The organism is Pseudomonas glycinis (genome assembly GCF_054871425.1).
The window spans coordinates 276,205-296,506 of the sequence record NZ_JBTYHF010000005.1 but is presented as its reverse complement, the minus strand read 5'-3'; the positions used below and the strand labels follow the sequence as shown (position 1 = coordinate 296,506).

19 protein-coding genes are annotated in these 20,302 nt (G+C 58.7%); 8 read left to right on the top strand and 11 right to left on the bottom strand.

The annotated features are described in order from the left end of the window. A complete protein-coding gene (locus ACYSTU_RS14425; protein ID WP_498999503.1) occupies nucleotides 1–1,302 on the top strand; it encodes an NHL repeat-containing protein in 1,302 nt (433 codons plus the stop codon). 61 nt (nucleotides 1,303–1,363) lie between these two features. Here ACYSTU_RS14425 and ACYSTU_RS14420 read toward each other — a convergent pair whose 3' ends face one another. Together ACYSTU_RS14420 and ACYSTU_RS14415 are read right to left on the bottom strand one after the other, a co-directional pair. Next, nucleotides 1,364–6,259 (bottom strand): NAD-glutamate dehydrogenase, encoded by a 4,896-nt coding sequence (locus ACYSTU_RS14420; protein ID WP_125927361.1) that lies wholly within the window; start codon nucleotides 6,257–6,259, stop codon nucleotides 1,364–1,366. Between the two features lie 478 nt (nucleotides 6,260–6,737). Further along, complete coding sequence (locus tag ACYSTU_RS14415; RefSeq protein WP_498999500.1) at nucleotides 6,738–8,132, bottom strand: hypothetical protein; 1,395 nt, start codon at nucleotides 8,130–8,132, stop codon at nucleotides 6,738–6,740. A 294-nt stretch (nucleotides 8,133–8,426) separates the two neighbouring features. Between ACYSTU_RS14415 and ACYSTU_RS14410 the strand changes: the two genes are divergently transcribed. The 7 genes from ACYSTU_RS14410 to ACYSTU_RS14380 all read left to right on the top strand — a co-directional run bounded on the left by ACYSTU_RS14410 (nucleotide 8,427) and on the right by ACYSTU_RS14380 (nucleotide 15,848). After that, nucleotides 8,427–8,780 (top strand): hypothetical protein, encoded by a 354-nt coding sequence (locus ACYSTU_RS14410; RefSeq protein ID WP_498999497.1) that lies wholly within the window; start codon nucleotides 8,427–8,429, stop codon nucleotides 8,778–8,780. A gap of 231 nt (nucleotides 8,781–9,011) precedes the next feature. Then, on the top strand, nucleotides 9,012–9,971 hold the full coding sequence (locus tag ACYSTU_RS14405; protein ID WP_007913915.1) for an AAA family ATPase: 960 nt from the start codon (nucleotides 9,012–9,014) through the stop codon (nucleotides 9,969–9,971). A 5-nt stretch (nucleotides 9,972–9,976) separates the two neighbouring features. Next, complete coding sequence (locus tag ACYSTU_RS14400; protein ID WP_016774988.1) at nucleotides 9,977–10,921, top strand: DUF58 domain-containing protein; 945 nt, start codon at nucleotides 9,977–9,979, stop codon at nucleotides 10,919–10,921. Beyond that, nucleotides 10,918–11,415 (top strand): DUF4381 domain-containing protein, encoded by a 498-nt coding sequence (locus tag ACYSTU_RS14395; protein ID WP_498999493.1) that lies wholly within the window; start codon nucleotides 10,918–10,920, stop codon nucleotides 11,413–11,415. The genes ACYSTU_RS14400 and ACYSTU_RS14395 overlap by 4 nt, the downstream gene beginning before the upstream one ends. Further along, nucleotides 11,408–12,487 carry a vWA domain-containing protein gene (locus ACYSTU_RS14390; RefSeq protein ID WP_498999490.1) on the top strand — a complete coding sequence of 360 codons (1,080 nt, stop codon included), beginning with the start codon at nucleotides 11,408–11,410 and terminating at the stop codon, nucleotides 12,485–12,487. The genes ACYSTU_RS14395 and ACYSTU_RS14390 overlap by 8 nt, the downstream gene beginning before the upstream one ends. Continuing rightward, entirely contained in the window at nucleotides 12,484–14,220 is a 1,737-nt protein-coding gene (locus ACYSTU_RS14385; RefSeq protein WP_498999487.1) for a vWA domain-containing protein, read from the top strand. The genes ACYSTU_RS14390 and ACYSTU_RS14385 overlap by 4 nt, the downstream gene beginning before the upstream one ends. Next, on the top strand, nucleotides 14,217–15,848 hold the full coding sequence (locus ACYSTU_RS14380) for a BatD family protein (RefSeq protein ID WP_498999484.1): 1,632 nt from the start codon (nucleotides 14,217–14,219) through the stop codon (nucleotides 15,846–15,848). Before ACYSTU_RS14385 ends, ACYSTU_RS14380 begins: the two co-directional genes overlap by 4 nt. Nucleotides 15,849–15,983: 135 nt before the next feature. Here ACYSTU_RS14380 and ACYSTU_RS14375 read toward each other — a convergent pair whose 3' ends face one another. From ACYSTU_RS14375 to ACYSTU_RS14335, 9 genes are all read right to left on the bottom strand, one after another. Next, nucleotides 15,984–16,466, bottom strand: a complete 483-nt coding sequence (locus ACYSTU_RS14375) for a hypothetical protein (protein WP_130888534.1) — start codon at nucleotides 16,464–16,466, stop codon at nucleotides 15,984–15,986. Nucleotides 16,467–16,546: 80 nt separating this feature from the next. Beyond that, nucleotides 16,547–16,987, bottom strand: coding sequence for a hypothetical protein (locus ACYSTU_RS14370; RefSeq protein WP_136492531.1), 441 nt, complete (start codon nucleotides 16,985–16,987; stop codon nucleotides 16,547–16,549). 173 nt (nucleotides 16,988–17,160) lie between these two features. Then, a complete protein-coding gene (locus tag ACYSTU_RS14365) occupies nucleotides 17,161–17,469 on the bottom strand; it encodes a hypothetical protein (protein WP_076562550.1) in 309 nt (102 codons plus the stop codon). A gap of 241 nt (nucleotides 17,470–17,710) precedes the next feature. Then, a complete protein-coding gene (locus tag ACYSTU_RS14360) occupies nucleotides 17,711–18,052 on the bottom strand; it encodes a hypothetical protein (protein WP_264365390.1) in 342 nt (113 codons plus the stop codon). Between the two features lie 64 nt (nucleotides 18,053–18,116). Continuing rightward, nucleotides 18,117–18,479, bottom strand: coding sequence for a ribonuclease toxin immunity protein CdiI (cdiI, locus tag ACYSTU_RS14355; RefSeq protein WP_071172684.1), 363 nt, complete (start codon nucleotides 18,477–18,479; stop codon nucleotides 18,117–18,119). A gap of 23 nt (nucleotides 18,480–18,502) precedes the next feature. After that, on the bottom strand, nucleotides 18,503–18,739 hold the full coding sequence (locus tag ACYSTU_RS14350; RefSeq protein WP_071172685.1) for a hypothetical protein: 237 nt from the start codon (nucleotides 18,737–18,739) through the stop codon (nucleotides 18,503–18,505). Further along, nucleotides 18,736–19,179 (bottom strand): hypothetical protein, encoded by a 444-nt coding sequence (locus tag ACYSTU_RS14345; RefSeq protein WP_130930007.1) that lies wholly within the window; start codon nucleotides 19,177–19,179, stop codon nucleotides 18,736–18,738. Before ACYSTU_RS14345 ends, ACYSTU_RS14350 begins: the two co-directional genes overlap by 4 nt. 65 nt (nucleotides 19,180–19,244) lie before the next feature. After that, entirely contained in the window at nucleotides 19,245–19,499 is a 255-nt protein-coding gene (locus ACYSTU_RS14340) for a DUF8617 domain-containing protein (RefSeq protein WP_254433232.1), read from the bottom strand. A gap of 105 nt (nucleotides 19,500–19,604) precedes the next feature. Next, nucleotides 19,605–20,081 (bottom strand): hypothetical protein, encoded by a 477-nt coding sequence (locus tag ACYSTU_RS14335; RefSeq protein WP_498999478.1) that lies wholly within the window; start codon nucleotides 20,079–20,081, stop codon nucleotides 19,605–19,607. Nucleotides 20,082–20,302 lie beyond the last annotated feature (221 nt).

Sequence of the window (20,302 nt, the reverse complement as noted above, 5' to 3'; positions counted from 1 at the left end):
ATGACTGAAGTCAAAGACACCGCCGTGCTTAACCTGGACCCCACTTTCGGCCCCAATAAAAATGGCCTCACCTGGTTTGAATATCCCGATCAGGAAAACGGCTTCGCCAACGCAGTTACCGTCGCGGCGGACGGCAAGCTGCTGATCGCCGCCAGCGCGGGCAACAAGTTCGCCATTGTGCGGTTGAAGCCTGATGGCACACAGGACGCTTCGTTTGCCCGGGATGGCGTGGCGACCGGGGTTTTCGCGCAGGGCTATAAATCCACGGGTGGCAGCATCAGCATCCTCGAAAACAACAATCTGTTGCTTCAGGGTGCCTTTGTCCTACACGAATACGCACGACCACAGCGCTGCTTGGCAATGTTTCGCAATGACGGAACGCCCGAGAGCGGATTTGGCGACAACGGCGTGGTCATCGTTAGCCAGATTCCGTTGCCCGCCCTCGCGTCGTCCGAGGTAGCACCGGAGCAAAAACGCACTACGGCATCCGATTACAGTGGCCATGCCATTGAACTGGCCGGCGGAAAACTGATGGTCCTGAGCAATCATCAATATTCCCCCAATGGCCAATACGGTCTTTTGATCAGGCTGCATAGCGACGGGGCTCTGGACACTTCCTTTGGCCAAGGACAGGGTTACATCACGATCCGATACCTGGACAATTCCACGTGGGCTGGCTCACTGATCCGGCTGCAGGACGGCAAATTCGCCATCGCAGGTTACGTTTCAAGTAAAGACCGCTACCGCGCAATGATCGCCCTCTTCGACGCCGCAGGTAAGCCTGTCAGCAGCTTTGGTGATAACGGTTTTGCCCTGTTCGAGCGCCTGGACAAGCTCAGTCAGATCAACCAACTGGTGGAAATGCCTGATGGCAACATCCTCGGCATCGGTAGCGCCACCTCGGAGGATCTTGTTCACAGGGGCGTCCTGGTTTGTGTCGACAGAAATGGCAAATACGCCAGCGACTTCAATGAAGGGAGGCCAGTCCTGACGTCTTATTCCGATGCGCCTTTCGGCATCCAATGGACTGCTGGCACGCTGCGAGAAGGCGTACACATCGTGTTGCTTTCCAGCACCCACGGCGAAGAAGACTCCGAAATCGTCATTGCCCAGTTCAAATCGGACGGCGCTCCGGATCGCGATTTTGCCGACGACGGTGTGCTGGTGATCAATCTGACCGACGTGCTCGACATGGCGGGAGGCCTTGCTATTCAGAACAATCAGATTGTCGTAACCGGAACATCCCTGCCCCGTGCCGACGGCGTTGGTAGCTTCGCCTTCCGCTGCGCCGAGACGCTCTGAATGACAGACAAGAAAAAGCCCCGCCTCTTTCGAGAGCGGGGCTTCTTCATTCAGCCACTACTTACGCCAGTTCAAGCTCGGCATTCGCAGTGATCGCAGGCACGATCGCTTGCCCGCTCAACGCCAGATCCAGCAGTTCACGGTTGGCCACCGCGTACATGGCGTAGTCCGTACCGCTCGCAGCACGGATTTCCACCAGCATGGCGCGCCAGCGTTCGATCATGCTTTCGTGCTGGGCCATCCACAGCGCCAGGCGTGCTTCCACGTCCTGGGAGCCGTCGCCCTGTTGCAGGACGGAGATGGTGATCGCCCGTTGCTGCCAGTCGACGTCATCACGGAACGCTTCACGGGCCAGAGCCTGCCAGTTGTTTTCCACCGGCAAGGCGCTGATCTGTTGCAGGTACCAGGTGATGTCCAGCGCAGAGCCCACGGCGAAGTAAGCCTTGGCCACTTCGGCCGGGTCCTGCCCGGTGACGTCGGCGGCTTCGATGATCGGCAGCAGCGTGTACAGGTGCGAGGTGCCCGCAACCATACGCGCCAGCAATTCCGGCACACCGGCTTCGACATACGCCTGATAGCGCGACTGCCAGTTCTCGCGGATTTCGCCGCTGAGCAGCTCGTCGAGTTTCAGGCCCAGCTCTTTCAGGTGCGGACCGAAGTGCGCGACGTCACGCGCAGCATTCTGCTCGTTGCGGCGGGCACGCAGGAACCAGCGCGTGGCGCGACGGCCCAGACGCATCAGCTCGTCCATCAGCTCCAGCTGCACGTCAGCGGAAACCTGATAGTCCAGCGCTTCGATCTGACGGAACCAGTGCGGGAGGTGGAAGATGTCGCGCACGATCACGTAAGCGCCAGCCACGTTCGCCGGGCTCATGCCGGTCGACTCTTTGAGTCGCTGCACGAAGGTGATGCCCATGTGGTTGACCAGATCGTTGGCGATCTGGGTGCTGACGATCTCGCGCTTCAGACGGTGACGACGCATGGCTTCGGAGAACTTGCTGACCAGGGTCGGCGGGAACGCCGTTTCCATGTCGCGGGTCAGGTAATCGTCGTCCGGCACCAGCGAGCCCAGCAACTGCTCTTTCAGGTCGATCTTGCTGTAGGAAATCAGCACCGACAGCTCAGGACGGGTCAGGCCGTGGCCCTCAGCGACGCGCTCGGTCAGTTGCTCTTCAGTCGGCAGGAACTCGATGGCACGGTCCAGCTTGCCACGGCCTTCCAGATCGCTCATCAGACGCTTGTACTCAGCGATGCGCGCGTAGGCACGGCGCGCCGCCAGGGACAGGGCCTGAGTCTGCTTGTAGTTGTTGCCCAGCACCAGATTGCCGACTTCGTCGGTCATGCTCGCCAGCAACTGGTTGCGTTGCTTGTCGGTCATGTCACCGGCCTGAACCACTTCGTTCAGCAGGATCTTGATGTTCACTTCGTGGTCGGAGCAGTCCACGCCGCCGGCGTTGTCGATGAAGTCGGTGTTGGAGCCGCCGCCATTCAAGCCGAATTCCACACGACCCAGTTGGGTCATGCCGAGGTTACCGCCCTCGCCCACGACTTTGCAGCGCAGCTCGTTACCGTTGACGCGCAGTGCATCGTTGGCCTTGTCGCCGACATCGGCGTGGCTTTCGGTGCTGGCCTTGACGTAGGTGCCGATACCGCCGTTCCACAACAGATCCACCGGCGCCTTGAGCAAGGCGTTGAGCAGTTCGGTCGGGGTCAGCTTGTCAGCCTGGATGTCGAAGCGTTCTTTCATCTGCGGCGAGATCGCGATGCTCTTCGCGCTGCGCGAGAAGATACCGCCACCTTCGGACATGATGCTGGTGTCGTAGTCGGTCCAGGCCGAACGCGGCAGGTCGAACAGACGCTGACGCTCGACGAAACTGGTCGCCGGGTTCGGGTTCGGGTCGATGAAGATGTGCATGTGGTTGAACGCAGCGACCAGTTGCAGCTTGTCGGACATCAACAGGCCGTTACCGAACACGTCGCCGGCCATGTCGCCGACGCCAACCACGGTGATGCTGTCTTCCTGAACATTGATGCCGCGCTCGCGGAAGTGGCGCTGTACGCCGACCCACGCGCCCTTGGCGGTGATGCCCATTTTCTTGTGGTCGTAACCGGCCGAACCACCGGAGGCAAACGCGTCACCCAGCCAGAAGCCATAGTCGATGGCGATGCCGTTGGCGATGTCGGAGAAGGTCGCAGTGCCCTTGTCCGCCGCGACCACCAGATACGGGTCATCGTCGTCATGACGCACGACGTTGACCGGCGGTACCAATGCGCCGTCCTTCAGATTGTCGGTGATGTCCAACAGGCCGGAAATGAAGATGCGGTAGCAGGCGATGCCCTCCGCCGCGATCTCGTCACGGCTGCCGCCCAGTGGCAGGCGACGCGGCAGGAAGCCGCCCTTCGCACCCACCGGCACGATGACCGAGTTTTTCACTTGCTGGGCTTTTACCAGGCCGAGCACTTCGGTACGGAAGTCTTCTTCACGGTCGGACCAGCGCAGACCACCACGGGCAACGTTGCCGAAGCGCAGGTGCACGCCTTCGACGCGTGGCGAGTAGACGAAGATTTCGAACTTCGGCACTGGCTTCGGCAGCTCAGGGATCGCATGCGGGTTGAACTTGAAGCTGAAGTACGACTTGTTCTGGCCGTTGGCGTCAGTCTGATAGAAGTTGGTGCGCAGGGTGGCTTTGATCAGGTCGAGGTAACGACGCAGGATGCGGTCTTCGTTGAGCACCTGAACATCGTCCAGTGCGGTCAGAATCGCTTGTTCCAGACGCAGTTGCTTGTCTTCCAGATCGTCGCTGCCGAGCTTGCGCGCCAGGTAGAAACGGGTCTTGAACAACCGGGTCAGCTCGCGAGCGATGTCGGTGTGGTTGTTCAGCGTGCTGGCGATGTAACCCAAGTCGAAGCCCAGACGAATCTGCTTCAGGTAACGGGCGTAGGCACGCAGAAGTGCCACGTCGCGCCATGGCAGACCGGCGGTCAGCACCAGACGGTTGAACGCATCGTTCTCGGCGTCGCCGCGCACGATGTGCACGAACGCGTCCTGCAGGGTGTCGTTGAGCTGCTGGATGTCGAGGTCCAGACCTTCAGCGGCGGTGAAGGCGAAATCGTGAATCCAGAATTCGCGGCCGTTGGTGTGGCGCAGGCGATACGGGAATTCGCCCAGTACGCGCAGGCCGAGGTTTTCCAGAATCGGCAGGACGTCGGACAGCGCCAGCGGCGTGTCGGCGTGATACAGCTTGCAATGCAGCTCGCGCTGGCCGGAGACCTGACCGAGCGGCTGATAGAAGCTCATCACCAGCGGATTTTTTTCGTTGAGGCTCAGCAGGTGCTGCATGTCGACCACGGCCGAATGCGCAGCGAAACGCTCGCGGTAGCCGGCCGGGAAGCCTTTCGGGAAGTCGGCCAGCACGTTGGTGCCGTGGGCTTCGCCGAAGCTTTCGACGGTCAGTGCGGCGTAGTCGTCCTGCCAGCTGCGGCAGGCCTGGACCACTTCTTTTTCCAGCAGTACCGGGTCGATGTCGAGGCGGTTCTTCGGATCGACGCGCAGAATCAGCTGCACGCGGGCCAGCACGGATTCCGAGAAGAAAGTCCAGAATTCGCAGTCGGACGCCTTCAGGCGCTCCATCAGCACTTGCTGGATCTTCTGGCGGACTTCGGTGGAGTAGATGTCGCGCGGCACATAGGCCAGGCAGTAGCAGAAACGCCCGTACGGGTCTTTGCGCAGGAACACGCGGATCTTGTTGCGTTCCTGGATCTGCACAATCGACATCACGGTGGTAAACAGTTCGTCGACCGGGGTCTGGAACAGGTCGTCACGCGGCAGCACTTCGAGGACCTGCGCCAGTTCCTTGCCCAGGTGAGCCTTGGACTGGAAGCCGGAGCGGCGCTCGATTTCTTCGACCTTGCGGCGGATGAACGGGATGACCCGCACGCTCTCGCCGTACACCGAGGAGGTGTACAGGCCCATGAAACGGTGTTCCTTGATGACTTTGCCGTCGGCGTCGATTTCACGGATCGACACGTAGTCCGGGTAAGCCGGACGGTGCACGCGGCTCGGGTGCGCAGCCTTGGCGAACGACAGCAGGGTCGGTTCGCGCAGGTAGGACACGGCGTAGTCTTCGATGCGCAGGTCTTCGTAGGTCAGGCCGGTGCGCAGCAGTTTGGTCAGGCCGAGGAAGGAATTCTGGTCGTACTCGATGTGACCGCCATCGGCCTGGTCGGTGACCACGAACTCTTCGTAGCCGAGGAAGGTGAAGTGGTTGCCCACCAGCCATTCCAGGAAGCTCTTGATTTCGTTCTTTTCGTCGGCATCGACCGGGTAGGCGCTGTTGTCGAGCTGGGTGAGGATGTCCTGCACCTTGGCTTTCATCGGCTCGAAGTCAGCGACGGCGACGCGCACTTCACCGAGCACCTGCTCAAGCTCTTTGCTCAGCACATTCAGCTCGGCCGCGTTGGCGCAACGGTCGATTTCCAGGTACATCAGCGATTCGTGCAGCACGCCTTCGCCGGTGCTGCCCTTTGGCAGGACTTCCAGCAATTCGCCCTTGCTGCCACGACGCACGCTGAGCACGGTGGTCTGCAGGGTGTGAATGCTGTAGCCGCGACGGTTCAGCTCGGTACGCACCGAGTCGACCAGAAATGGCAGGTCGTGGTGCAGCACTTCGACCGCGGTATGGGTCGACTGCCAGCCGTGGCGTTCGTAATCGGGGTTGTAGACACGCACTTGCGGTTGCGCGTGATCGAAGCGCTCAAGCAGGCGCCACGCAGAGAGAGTACAGCCAGCGAGGTCGGAGAGACGACGTTGAGTCAGCTCGTCCAGGGAAATGATGCCGAAGAATTGTTCAGCGAACAGCGCCACTTGTGGCAGTGCCTGTTCACTGATGTGCTGCGCCAGTGCCGCTTGCAGTTGGTGCTGGAAGTCGGCTTTGCTGGCTGCGGTGAAGAACGCCATCTGTGGTACTCCGCTTAAGCTTGTTATTGATGGAAAGCGTCGCGTGCAACACCCCTTTCGGGGCTGGTGTCGCCCTGTTCCTGATTCTCGGGCAGAGGAAACAGGGAGACAGGTGGGTGAAGCTGGACGGGACACTCAGGTCACATTCACCTTCCATGAATGAGCATCTGCAAAAGCGACTGCCAGCGCTGCCAGCAATGCCTTTACGGGTGCTCATTCGTTGCGCAGCTTAATGGGTGCGACAATGTGTCTGCTTGCGGTGCTGCGACATATTCGGTCATTGGCACGTAAATGCAGGGTTTGGCCTGCATCAACACTAGCAGGCGTGCGCCGAAATGCAGCTTCGAAACCCGGTTTCACGGGACTTTCGTGCCAGGTCGGTCGCCGAGAACGTTACATATCCGGAAACGAAAACGCCCAAGGCCCTGTTATCGACCCTGAGCGTGGCATCCGGTTCAGCGCCAGCGGTTGACGCGGATCAGTCCGGCAGTTCCTCAAAGGCTCTGAATTTGCTCACCGTGGCGCAGTCGTAGCACATCGTCTGCAGGATCTGCTTGTCCATGCTGGCGTCGATGTTGCTCGAATCGCATTCGCGGCAGAACAGGCGCAGATGGCTGAGCAAGTCGCTGTCGAACGCCACGGCGGAAAAGAATTGCGGGACCAGTTCGTCACGCCAGTACATGCCCGGCGATTTGGAAAATCCGGCGCCGCTGTCCTTGAGCACCACGTCGTAGAGCAAGCGCTGCAAGGCTGTTTGCGGTACTCGCGCATCGCGATGGGCGTTCTTGCGCCAGTTGCGCGCGAGCGCGTCCTGCGCCGTGCCCAGCATGTTGCGCGGAATGGTGTTGGAGGCGTGACTGCGCCCTTTGGAATTGCCGGTGGCGTAGAAGTGCGCGGCGTTCCTCACCGCCAGTCGGGCGAAGTAATACAACTGACTGACCGAGAAGTCCTGCAGCAACTGCCCGACCACCTCCTCGGCACGGGCCTCGGCCGTGAAGGCAAAATCCACTTCAGCGGCCAGCACACGGATGTATTGAATGGACGCTTCGCGAGCGAGACTGAAGACCAGCGAATAGATTTCGCTCTTCCAGGCGGCTTTTACGCTGCCAGACAACTCCTGATACAGCACCCGGTACAAATTCTCGCGGGCACAGCGCGTTACGCCGTCGAGCGTGACGCTGGGCAGCCAGCGCACCGCGCTGTACTCGCGGATATTGCAGCCCTCGCTGCGATCGAAGGCGTTGATGTCGGAATCGGTGGAGACTGCCAGCACCCCGGCTTCGTGCAGGCTTTTGAGCAACTCTTCACGGGCCTCGAACGTCAGGGCGAGCAGTTCTTCTCTGGATGGCGCATTCAACGGCGCAATCCATTCAACGGTCGCGCCGTAACCATCATCCAGCAAAGCGAGCAACGTCAGCTTCTGCACAAACCCCAGATTGGCGTAAGGCACTGCGGGGCATCGCGCGCCATATCGAGCTTCCAATTCCAGGCGATCACGCGTGGCCCGGGCGGCAAGCTGCTGCTGGCGCACCTTGAAACATTCTGTGCAGCTGCAAGTCGTGTGGCGGGTATTGGTGCCGGGTAGGCTTTGCTGGTGCTCACAGCGTACGCATTTGAAGGTACTGCGCAGCGAAAGCGGAGTACCTCTGGCGTGTCGGCGCACCCACATCGGCAGTTTGCAGTAAGGACAGCTGAGGTCGGCACTGATAACCGGGGGCAGAACCTTGAGCAGACTGCGCACCGTTGCAGGGATCTGAAATTCCGCCATCAGCGCGGCAGTTTTCTCGCCTTCGAGATAGCGCTTGTAGATTTCCTCGATCTGTTCATCGGACAGGTGGCGGATTTCTTCGGCGCGGTCGAAATATTGGGTCATGGCAAAGTTCCCTTTTTGGGGTTGTCGTAACGCACTCCATTGCGCAAGAGCGGCGAAACTAACGGTAAAAAGGCGGCGATCACAAGCGAAAAATCGCAATTTCGGGTGGATTTTGCGCATTCGGTAATTGCCTTACGCTGGCGTCGGATTTTCCCTTCTCGCTACTCGGAACCGGGCGACAGAAATGTCCTGCTTTGCCACTTTTTACCGATGCAGGCAGCGCAAACCGGTTGAGACTGGCAAAATCGCGCATTCGAACAGACTCACCGCCGCCACCGCCCAGGATTTCCCCCAATGCAAATGACCACCGCCCTACTGATCGTCAACCCGTGCGACGACGAAGAAGACAACATGGCCATGCTCTGCTGCCACAGCGACAAGGGCGAGATGTTCCTGATGAGCCGTTATCCGGATGAGGATGAGCTGGAGATCACCCTGGATGGCGAGCCTTCGACGCTGGAGGGGGTGAAGGTCACGCTGACTTCGAACCTGCTTAAGATCGAGATTGCTGCGGCGGATGTCGATGCGTTGAATGGCGATGATGTGCTGGAGATCAGTTTTAATCCGGATATGGTGGATATGGATGAGGTTGTTGAGACTTTGAAGAATATTCTCGATGGGACCGGGACCTTTATCAGCGAGGTTTGATGTTGACCGGGCTGGCCCTTTCGCGAGCAGGCTCGCTCCCACATTGGAATGCGTACATCAGACCCTGTGGGAGCGAGCCTGCTCGCGAAGAGGCCGGAACCAGCGCCCAATCTTTTGCTCTTTTGCACAAAATGCCGTTAGTCGCCGCCCCCCACGATGGATTAAAGTAACGCCCCCAGCCCCGGCGTTATCCGAACGCCCCGGCCACCCCCTTTCCAGGAACAGTCACCGATGGAACATCGTGAAGCGCTGCTGGCGCTGCGAACCTTTCTTTCAACGCAGATTCTCGGCCAGGAAAAACTCATCGAGCGCTTGCTCATCGCCCTGCTCGCCGACGGCCATATGCTGGTCGAGGGCGCTCCCGGTCTGGCCAAGACCAAAGCGATCAAAGAACTCGCCGAGGGCATCGAAGCCCAGTTCCATCGTATTCAGTTCACCCCCGACCTGCTGCCCGCCGACATCACCGGCACCGAAATCTACCGTCCGGAAACCGGCAGTTTCGTCTTCCAGCAAGGGCCTATCTTCCACAACCTGGTGCTGGCGGACGAAATCAACCGCGCGCCGGCCAAGGTGCAATCGGCCTTGCTCGAAGCGATGGCCGAGCGTCAGGTCAGCGTCGGGCGCAGCACCTATGAGCTGTCGCCGCTGTTCCTGGTAATGGCCACGCAGAACCCGATCGAACAGGAAGGCACCTATCCGTTGCCGGAAGCCCAGCTCGACCGTTTCCTCATGCACGTCAAGATCGGTTTCCCCGACGCCGCTGTCGAACGGCGCATCCTCCAGCAGGCCCGTGGCGAGGCGCTGAACGGTGAGACCAAGCCCGAGCGTCGGGTCAGCCAGCAGGCGATCTTCGCCGCGCGCAAGGAAATCCTCGGTTTGTACATGGCCGACGCAGTGGAGGAATACCTGGTGCAACTGGTCATGGCCACGCGCAACCCGGCCAAGTTCGACCCGGAAATGGCCGAGTGGATCGCCTACGGTGCCAGTCCGCGCGGTTCGATCGCCCTCGATCGCTGCGCCCGCGCCCACGCCTGGCTGGCCGGTCGTGATTTCGTCAGCCCGGAAGACATTCAGGCCGTACTGTTCGACGTGTTGCGCCATCGCATCATTCTGTCGTTCGAAGCCGAAGCCGCTGGCATCGATCAGGATCGCGTGGTGCAGCGGATTCTCGACGTCGTCGCCGTCGCTTGACCCCCATGAACGCCGCCCTGCCCTCCGAACCCGGTATCCGCATCAGCCTCGCCGAGCTGATCGAAATGCGTCACCGCGTGCGCGAGGTGCAACTGTTTTCCACGCCGAGTCAGCGCAGCCCGCTGATCGGCCTGCATCACTCGAAATTCCGTGGCCGTGGCGTCGACTTCGATCAGGTGCGGGTGTATCAGGCCGGTGACGATGTGCGCACCATCGACTGGCGCGTCACTGCGCGCACGCAGGAACCGCACACCAAGCTGTTCCACGAAGAGCGCGAGCGACCGATTTTCATCATGGTCGAGCAAAGCACCCGGCTGTTTTTCGGCTCGGGGCTGATGTTCAAATCGGTACTGGCGGCCCAGGTCGCGGCGCTGATCGGTTGGGCCGCGCTGGGGCACAACGACCGGGTTGGCGGGCTGGTGTTTGGCGATAACGAGCACTACGAAATCAAGCCTCGCCGGAGCAAGCAGAGCCTGCTGCAATTGCTCAACCGTCTGGTCAAGGTCAATCAGTCGCTGCACAGCGAGCGCGAGCCAGATCGCGATGCCTTCGGCGTGGCCCTGCGCCGCGCGCGGGAAGTGCTGCGCCCGGGCAGTCTGGCCATCGTCATTTGCGATGAACGCGCGTTGTCCGACAGTGCCGAACAACAACTGAGTTTGCTGGCGCGGCATTGCGATCTGCTGATGCTGCCACTGTCCGATCCGCTCGATCACGCCCTGCCCGCTGCCGGCCTGCTGCGCTTCGCCGAGCGTGGCGCGCAGCTGGAAATCGACACGCTGAACTTCGACCTGCGCCAGACCTACCGCGCCCAGGCCGAAGCGCGCATAGCTCGCTGGGAATTGCTCGCGCAGAAGCTGCGGGTGTTGCTGATGCCCTTGAGCACGCAGAGCGAAATGGTCGAGCAGATGCGCGAGTTCCTCAACCCGCAGCGTCCGGGGAAAGGTCGATGAACGGCCTCGACCAACTGCAGCCGCTGATCTCGCCGCCGCCGATCGCCTTCTGGCCGCCGGCGCCGGGCTGGTGGCTGCTGCTTCTGCTGTTGCCGCTGCTGGGCTTTGCCGCGTGGAAGCTGCGCCGCTTCATTCCGATGAAGAAACGCCCGTTGGTACGCGCCGAGCAACCGCTGGACCCGGTGCGCATCGCCGCGCTCGCCGAACTGGCGCAAATGCCCAAGCCTTACGACGGCGCTCCGGCCGGTGCCTGGCTGCAACAACTCAACGGCCTGCTCAAACGCCTGTGCCGCAACCACTATCCGTACAGCCAGAGCCACACCCTCAACGGCCGCAAATGGCTGGCCTTCCTCGATAACCGCTGCCCCGCTGCCGGCCTGACGCGCTGGATGGTACTCGTCGAAGGTGCGTACAAACCGGAATGCAAACTCGATGACAAAGCCATCGCCGGCCTGACCCAAGCGGTCGACACGTGGATTCGCAAACATGTTTGAATTTGCCTGGCCGTGGATTTTCATGCTGTTGCCGCTGCCGTGGCTGATGCGTCTGGTCCTGCCGGTGGCCGACAGCGGCGAGCCGGCGCTGAAAGTCAGTTTCCTCGCCGACCTCGAAGGCCTCGCCCGCCGCCGCGCCCGCGCTAACTTGCCGGCCTGGCGGCAGCAGGCGCCATTTATCTTGCTGTGGCTGATTCTGCTGACCGCCGCCGCGCGCCCGCAATGGCTTGGCGAGCCACTGCCGATTGCCGCCAGCGGTCGCGATCTGCTGGTGGCGGTAGACGTGTCCGGCTCGATGGATTTCCCCGACATGCAATGGCAGGACGAAGAAGTCAGCCGCCTATCGCTGGTGCAGCACTTGCTCGGCGATTTCCTTGAAAGCCGCGACGGCGACCGCGTCGGTTTGATCCTGTTTGGCAGTCAGGCCTACCTGCAAGCGCCGCTGACCTTTGACCGGCGCACCGTTCGCGTGTGGCTCGACGAGGCGCGGATCGGCATCGCCGGCAAGAACACCGCGATTGGCGATGCCATCGGCCTGGCCCTGAAACGCTTGCGCCTGCGCCCGGCGCAAAGTCGCGTGCTGATTCTGGTCACCGACGGCGCCAACAACGGCGGCGAAATCAATCCGCTGACCGCCGCAAAACTGGCCGCCAGTGAAGGCGTCAGAATCTACCCGATCGGCATCGGCGCCAATCCCGAGGATAGCGGCTCGACCGGCCTGCTCGGGGTCAATCCGAGCCTTGATCTGGATGAGCCGGCGCTCAAGGCCATCGCCGAAATCACCGGCGGCCAGTACTTCCGCGCCCACGACGGCTTGGAGCTGCAAGCGATCAAGGACACCCTCGATCAGCTCGAACCGGTGACTCAGCAACCGACTCAGGCACGTCCGGCGCAAGCGTTGTATCACTGGCCGCTGGCGTTGGCGCTGTGGTTGAGCCTGTTGCTGGTCGTCCGCGAACTGTGGCCGGATAACCCACTGCAACGCCTGTTTACCAAGCAACTGTATTTGCAAAGTCCGCTGCCGGACTTGCGTCAGCGCTTGCAGCGTTTGCGCCTGCGGAGGCGCCGATGATCGCGCTCTGGCCGCACTGGTTCCGCCCTTGGTGGCTGCTGCTGTTGCCGCTGCTCGGCTGGCTGCTCTGGCAACTCTGGCACCGACAGAAACGCGCCGGGCGCTGGCAGATGATTCTGCCGCCTGCATTTCACGCTGCGCTGCTCAGTGGCGGCAGCGGGCGCCAGAGCAAACTGCCGTGGGTCGCCCTTGGCGTGGGGTGGTTGCTGACCATTCTGGCCTTGCTCGGGCCGAGCTGGGAGCGCGTCGAACAGACCAGCCAGAAACCCGCCGACCCGCTGGTAGTCGTGCTCGAACTGACCCCGGAGATGCTCGCCACCGACTCGCCACCGACGCGTCTCGAACAGGCGCGGCGCAAGCTGTTCGACCTGTTGCAGGCGCGCAGCGATGCGCAGACCGCCATCGTCGTTTATGCCGGCAGCGCGCACACGCTGGTGCCGCTGTCGGATGATCTGGCGACCAGTCGCAACCTGCTCGACGCGCTCAAGCCGTCGCTGATGCCGGAAGCCGGCCACCGCGCCGATCTGGCCGTGGACAAGGCGCTGGCATTGCTCAAGCAAGGTGCGCTGGGACAGGGACGGATTCTGCTGATCGGTTCGTCGCTCAATGAAGAAGAACGGCGCGGTATCCGCCGTGCGCTCAATGGCGAGTCGACGCAACTGCTGATGCTCGGCATCGGCACCGCCGAAGGTGCGCCGATTGCCCAGGAGGACGGCAGTTTCCTCAAGGACGAGCAAGGCGCGATCCGCGTACCGCAACTCGACAGTCCTGGTCTGGCGACTTTCCTCAACAGCGTGGGCGGCGAGTATCACCCGGCGCGACTCGACGAGGCTGATCTTGGCGCCCTTGGCCTGCTCAACGGCCCGCGCAGCCTGCGCGACGACGGCCAGACCGTGCGCCTCGATACGTGGGCCGATCAGGGCTATTGGCTGCTGTTGCCGCTGCTATTGCTCGCCGCTTGTGCCGGGCGCCGTGGTTGGCTGTTCTGCCTGCCGCTGCTGTGGTGCCTGCCGCAACCGAGCTACGCTTTCGACTTCGAAGACTTGTGGCTGCGCCCCGATCAACAAGGTTTGCACCTGCTCAAGCAGAAACGCCCCACCGAAGCCGCGCAGCATTTTGATGATCATCAGTGGCAAGGGGTGGCGTTGTACGAGGCCGGCGACTACAGTGGCGCCGCTCAGCGCTTCGCCGAGGGCAGCGATGCCCGCGCCCACTACAATCGTGGCAACGCTTTGGCGAAAAGCGGTGAGCTGGAAGCGGCGATCGATGCCTACGAACAGGCGCTGGAACTGCAACCGGATCTGCGTCCGGCGCAGACCAACAAGGCGCTGGTGGAAAATCTGCTGAAGCAGAAAAACGCCCCGCCGCCGCCCGGTCCGGACAACCAGCCCAACGAACAAAGTCTGCCCGGCGATGAGCCCTCGCCCACTACCGCGCCACCTCCGGCGGTGAGCAGTGAAACCCAGAGCGAGGCGCAACCGGCCGAGTCGGCCAGCGAACCGCCGCCGACCGCCCCGCCGCTGCCAGGCCCCAATGAAATCCCCGGCAGCAACGAGGAAGAGGAAACCGACACGGTGCCGACCCTGCGCCCGAGCGAGAACAACCTCGAAGGCGAGCAGCGTCAGGCGCTCGAACAATGGCTGGGCAAGATCCCGGACGACCCGGGCGAGCTGCTCAGGCGCAAATTCTGGTACGAACAGCAACAACATCAGGATCAGGAAAACAATCGATGACCCGCTTCACCGCTCTCTTGCTGCCCCTGCTGATCTGCACGGCCACCGCTCAAGCGGCCGAGCTGACTGCCAGCGTGGATCGCAGTCGCCTGAACTCCGGCGAGACGGTCGAGCTCACCCTCGAAACTGACGACGTCACCCAGTTCGGTAAGCCCGATCTGTCGGCACTGGAAGCGCTGTTCGAAGTGCGCGGCACGCGCCAGGTCAACCAGCTCAACACCCTCAACGGCGACAATCGCGCGACCACACGCTGGATCATCACCCTGCTGCCGAAAGAAAACGGCAGCGTAGTGATTCCCCCGCTGCAACTGGGCGAAGCACAGAGCCAGCCGATCACCGTGCAGGTGATCGCCAGCGACAACCGCGAAGACAGCAACAGCCTTGATCCGGTGTTCATCGAAGCCAGCCTCGATCAGACCAGCGTCTACGTGCAGGCCCAGGCCATCCTGACTTTGCGCATCTACCACTCGGTTTCGCTGTACGACGACAGCAGCCTGAGCCCGCTGCAAATCGCCGATGCGCGCATCGAACAACTTGGCGACACGCGCACCTACGAGAAAGACATCAACGGTCTGCGCCACGGCGTGATCGAGATGCGCTACGCGATCTATCCGCAACACAGCGGCCTGCTGACCATCGCGCCGCAGACGTTCAGCGCCACGCTGGTCGATACCGCGCCATCAGCAGACGCCTCGGGGCCGAAGCCCGGCAAACTGATGCGCGTCAGCTCGGCGTCGATTCCGCTGACGGTCAAACCGAAACCGCTGACCTACCCGGTCGATGCGCCATGGCTGCCGGCGCGCAGCCTCAGCCTCAGCGAAAGCTGGAGCCCGGAACCGGATCACACCCAGGTCGGTGATTCCCTGACCCGCAGCCTGACCCTGAAAGTCGAAGGCCTCGCCAGCTCGCAACTGCCGGCCCTGCCCGCCACCGACGTCAACGGCCTGCGTTGCTACCCCGATCAACCGGTGCTGAGCAACCAGAGCAGCGACCGCGGCATCATCGGCAGCCGCGAAGAACGCGAAGCCCTGGTGCCAAGCCGCAGCGGCGCGATCGACCTGCCAACCGTCGACGTAGTCTGGTGGAACACCTTCGAAGACCACCTCGAACACAGCAGCCTGCCCGCGCGCACGCTGCAAGTGGCGAACAACCCCAGCCTGCAAATCGACACCCCGGCCGGCACGCTGCAACCGAGTACGCCCGACAACGACACCCTGTGGTGGTGGAAACTCAGCACCCTGATCCTCGCCTGCACCACCCTGCTCGGCTTCGGCCTCTGGTGGCGCGCCCGCTGGCAACCGGCAATCCACCGCGCCGCCCAGACCGGCCCGAGCCCACGCACCCTGCTCGACGACATCAAACGCGCCAGCCAGGCCAACGACCCCCACGCCACCCGCCAGGCACTGGACGCCTGGGCGCGGCAGCAGCCGGAGACACTGGCGGACATGGCCGCGCGGTTTGTACCGTTATCGGACGCGTTGGACGGGCTGAACGGCGCGCTGTACAGCGAGACCGGGCAGCACTGGCAGGGTGAGGATTTGTGGCGGGCGATTCGAACTATTCCCGCCGCCGAGCGCGTGCAGGATCCGGTGAGTGAGAGTGGATTGCCGCCGCTTTATCCGAAGTAGGTCCCGTCACCCTCGGGATTCGGAGCGGAGGTCACGGCAACCGCCGAACTCTCTGAATCGATTCCCACTTTTGGCACGTAAAACGGGGACAGACTACGTTTTCGGAGTAACTTGCTAAACATGGCCTGTCCCCGTTTACCCGCAGGTGAGTTCGACATATACAGCTTCGATGATGGCATTGTCTTCCTCAAAGTCAGGTACATAAAATCTCAAGCCCACGTCAATGACATTGAATCCTGAGCTATTGAAGACCAGAACTTCTCCTCGCCTGGACAGAAATTGTTGAGCCACCAAGGCATCTTCACCGACCAGGTTCTGCTCATCCCAGAAAAGCTTACTCCACTTAAAAAACTCGACACCAACGACTATGAGCTTTTCATCAAAGTACACATGAACGCCCAAGTCATCATAAGCGTCAGTCGGCACTGCCGAATCTTCGGTTTTGAAAAACGCCTCAAAACCACCACCCAGGGCTGTTCGGGATTCATCTCGCGTCATACCAGCGCGAATCAATCCCAAGTCCCCGCCCCCCAAAAATCTGAAAATCTTCGTCATGTCTTCTTGAACTTTTCCTGGTTGAAGGGCAAATCTGAAGTTGGTTGATACGCCAATGCTCACTGCAACGACCCAACTCCAAGCGACTAAAGGATCCCTCAGGGACAGTGCACGTTTTTTAAACGAGGTCTGTCCCGTTATCCTCAGAGATCGAACACAGAACGAACATATTCCGTCAGTCCAATTAAATCCTCGTACGCCACTGGACCAAGCAAAGGTTCATGAATGGACAAATAGACCGCTGCCGTCATGTTTACTTGCAAAGCACATTCATCCACGCCCCACAACCTTGACGGTGCAATCATCCAGTTAATCCCAGGCAGCCCTTCGCGTGACCGGCCAACAAGCGACCATGCTACCCCCCCCCTGTAGCCTTCCACGGCGACCTTCAACTTGTCGATATCAACGTTGCTAATACACTCAAACCTGAAAGCGATGAAGGGTGGCAGCGCAGAATGATCCTCCCGCTGCATTTCATTCCCAACCCTTACTTTTGGAAAACGCTGTTGATACTTTTGCCACTCCAATACGCCAATTTCAGCAATAACAGTAAGGAGATGGCCTTCTTCATTTTCAACTGTCATAAATTCAGACCTTTGATCCCTCGAGACAGACCACGTTTATTTAAATGGTAAAAAGTATAAAAAGGGGACAGACCACGTTTATTTAAACGTGGTCTGTCCCATTATTCCTCCAAACGCCTCAGACCTCGTCTGCGTGAAAGGAAATGAGATCAAGAAGTCGCCTAAAATTTCAATCAAGTTCTCCAATCGAGATCACGGTCACTTTCAAGATCGGTCTTGTAACCGAAATACAGCCCTACTTCCAGCAACCTGACGGCTGACTTTCCTGAAATCTTGAAATCAAAACGCTCAAGTAAGGACACCATCACTTCGTATGCCAAACCATATTCGCTATCATCTTCCAACCATTCTCTAATATTGGATAATGTATCTTCATAACCCAATATATCTGACGCAAAGAAGATCGCCATTTCGGGCTGAGACTCAAGCTCCTCCAAGAGCGCTGTGAGACTTTTTTCAACAAAGACATCATCCCTACTCATAATTTTGGATTCTTGGGTACATTCGTTGGATAACCTGTTACAACACGATTAAGAACCGTATCATAAACAACTTTGATATCGAGCCCATCTCTTGTGGCATTGCCCACTACGTAACCTCTGTTATCTGGAAGCAAAAAATGGGACAGATTTATTTCCTAAAATGAATCTGTCCCCTTTTAGCCTGACGCCCGCGCCCCTTATCAAAGACCCGATGTCGTCGCATTCTGCACCTATGGATAACTCACTGGTGGTAGCCCTGATAATCAAATCCTTCTGGAATATCCGGCCAGACTGGCTTGCGCAGCAGTGCATCCAAATCGTCGAAAATATCCCTGAAAAAATTGGCGAGATCCATGAAGTCCGTTCGTGAATTCAGTAACGCGGCTTTCAACATGACATCATCTGTATTTTCTTTGGCGGATGCCGCTCTGGACATATTGTAGAAAGCGTTTGCTAGCCTTTCCGCTAACTCGTCTTCCCAGTTCAGCTTGTAATCAGCTTCCCAACTGTCACCATCAAAATTACCGGCTTTATCTTTAACCAACTGGATAATCAGTTTCTTTACTGACTCGAAATCATTCATCTTTTAACTTTCTCTTGATCGGAGATCTTTTGGCTGCGCTAGACAAATGGAACACTTCTACTTATCAGATATAGCTCCCACTTAAGAGAACATCTACTTCAGCGTTACTTTCAGGATGGCGCTGTAGGTATTTATCACAAGCTAGCCGAAGGTATTCCATGCAAACCTCTTCACTGACAACAATTGTGTCTGCATCGCTAGAGGGACACCCATAAGAAAACTCCACTCCTTCGAAATGACCCTCTTCAAATGAGCTATTTACATCAGGGAAGTTACAGTATGCTCCATCAACACTGAACCCCCAACGCCTAACAATATAGCCGGCTGCCTCGATGAAACGGCCATCATCATACATCCTGTCAAAATACCCTTTGACAATCCAATAAGGGTCTGACTGGCGGTATGGCTGACCGAACAACTCCTTCATAACAACCTCACTTCATTGCCGGATCAAACACTGTCATTTCTTGAGTCTTCTGAATCGGAAACAATGTCCAACTCGTCCCACAGCATCGACAAGCCTATGCTTTCCATATAAGTCCCAAAATCCAGAAAAGGCGCAACGCCGATCGCCTCAACTGAAAACCAGGTAGCGTCGCACTCTGGGCACATGAATAACTCTTTCCCAGTGGCCTTGACATGGGCACAGACAATGTAATCCTGCTGACATCTTGGGCAGATGATCATCTCTGGCTCATGTTAGAGCACGACGCCGTTAAATGAATTTCGCGGCGCAGATTGATATATAAAGTGGTGATCAAGTCGTCGTCATCGTCAACGTAAAACCCCATACCCAACTCACCGACTTCAAATCCGTCATCGTCAATGACGGGATCAATACCGTGGCGACGAAACAAAGCCAACACGTCCGTGGATGTTTCGCCTACCAGCTTGTGGCCGTTCCAGGACACCGTGCTTCTTTCGAAAAACTCTACCCCTTTAACCATATCTCGCGCGTCGTAGTAGACATGAAGGTCGAGCTGAAAATAAGCATCCGTAGTATTCAAGGAGTCAGCTGTTTTCCAGAACACTTCGAAACCGGCTCCAAGAATGTCGCGCACTTGTCCTCTGGACAACTTGCCATTCAAAGGGCCGACCGCTCCGTACTCCGCAATTGAAAAGTCCATTTGAAGCCTCTTGCTGGCGAACAATCCAGTCCCCACTCTTACCCGAAAGCGTGTGGCGCGCTCTATCATAGTTCCTTAATATAGGAAGAAAAGTTTCCGCCACCTTGATCAATATGTAGTCGCCCGCATTTATTGCATCGATAAACAGTAGTAGCACCCGCACCTATCTGCTGATAGAACTCTTCCTCAGACAACCAACGGTCTGCCAAGGCAGCACCCAGCTCATCTATCTTTCGCTCGGCAACCATTGAAAACTCTAACTCGGACGTACCATGAGACAAATTGATAATCTGACCGCACACACAGGAAAATTTAGGTATTGTATTGGTGGCTCAACTCAAGAAATGTAAAAAACTCGCCCACGGTCTTGAGGCGGACACATCAAAACAAAAATCTTTCATCAGCGAGTGTTGGGAAGGGATCAATCATTGTTTCACCTGATAAATCGTAACCACCGGGCCGTAATCATCATCCGAGTTCGACACCTCGACAGTGAATAATGTGTCCGGGAATTTCTCCTTCAACACCATTCGCCAGGCAAACCCGATCATCTCGCACAGTTGAAGAAATATTCTCGGCGATACACCATTTCCGTATTGGCCAAAAACATCATAAATCTTCACATAATTCATAAGCCGCTCAACCTCCACCATGTCGCCAGCGGCCAGGTTCACGCAGCGCGCGAACGCTTCATGTGAAAAATTCCGCTCGAGGAAGACGCCTCCCTCAGACACGATGAACGTCGGGAACAGCAACGTGGAAAATATCAATATCTGTTCCGGGTGGCATTGGTCGTGGATATACGAATGAATATCCAGGCCTTCCTGATTCGACCACTGCTGCTTCCATGTGTCGAAGGGTTCTGTGTCGATAACCCATGGTATAGAGTTGATCACTTGCATTACATTGGCTCCCCACTCGATCTTCCGGCGTCGGCTTTATCGAATAACGCTGAAGACTGGACGTAACGCTTGCGACCGAGATGATATCAATACGATGGCTCGATATTAGGTAGCCGCTGTAAGGGCGTCAACGAGCGAATCGTCGAAATGCCCTGCGGCGTTCCGCTGGGACAAGCTCCACCGGCGCAATAATCTGTAAACTCTCCCCTCTTTCGCCGCCC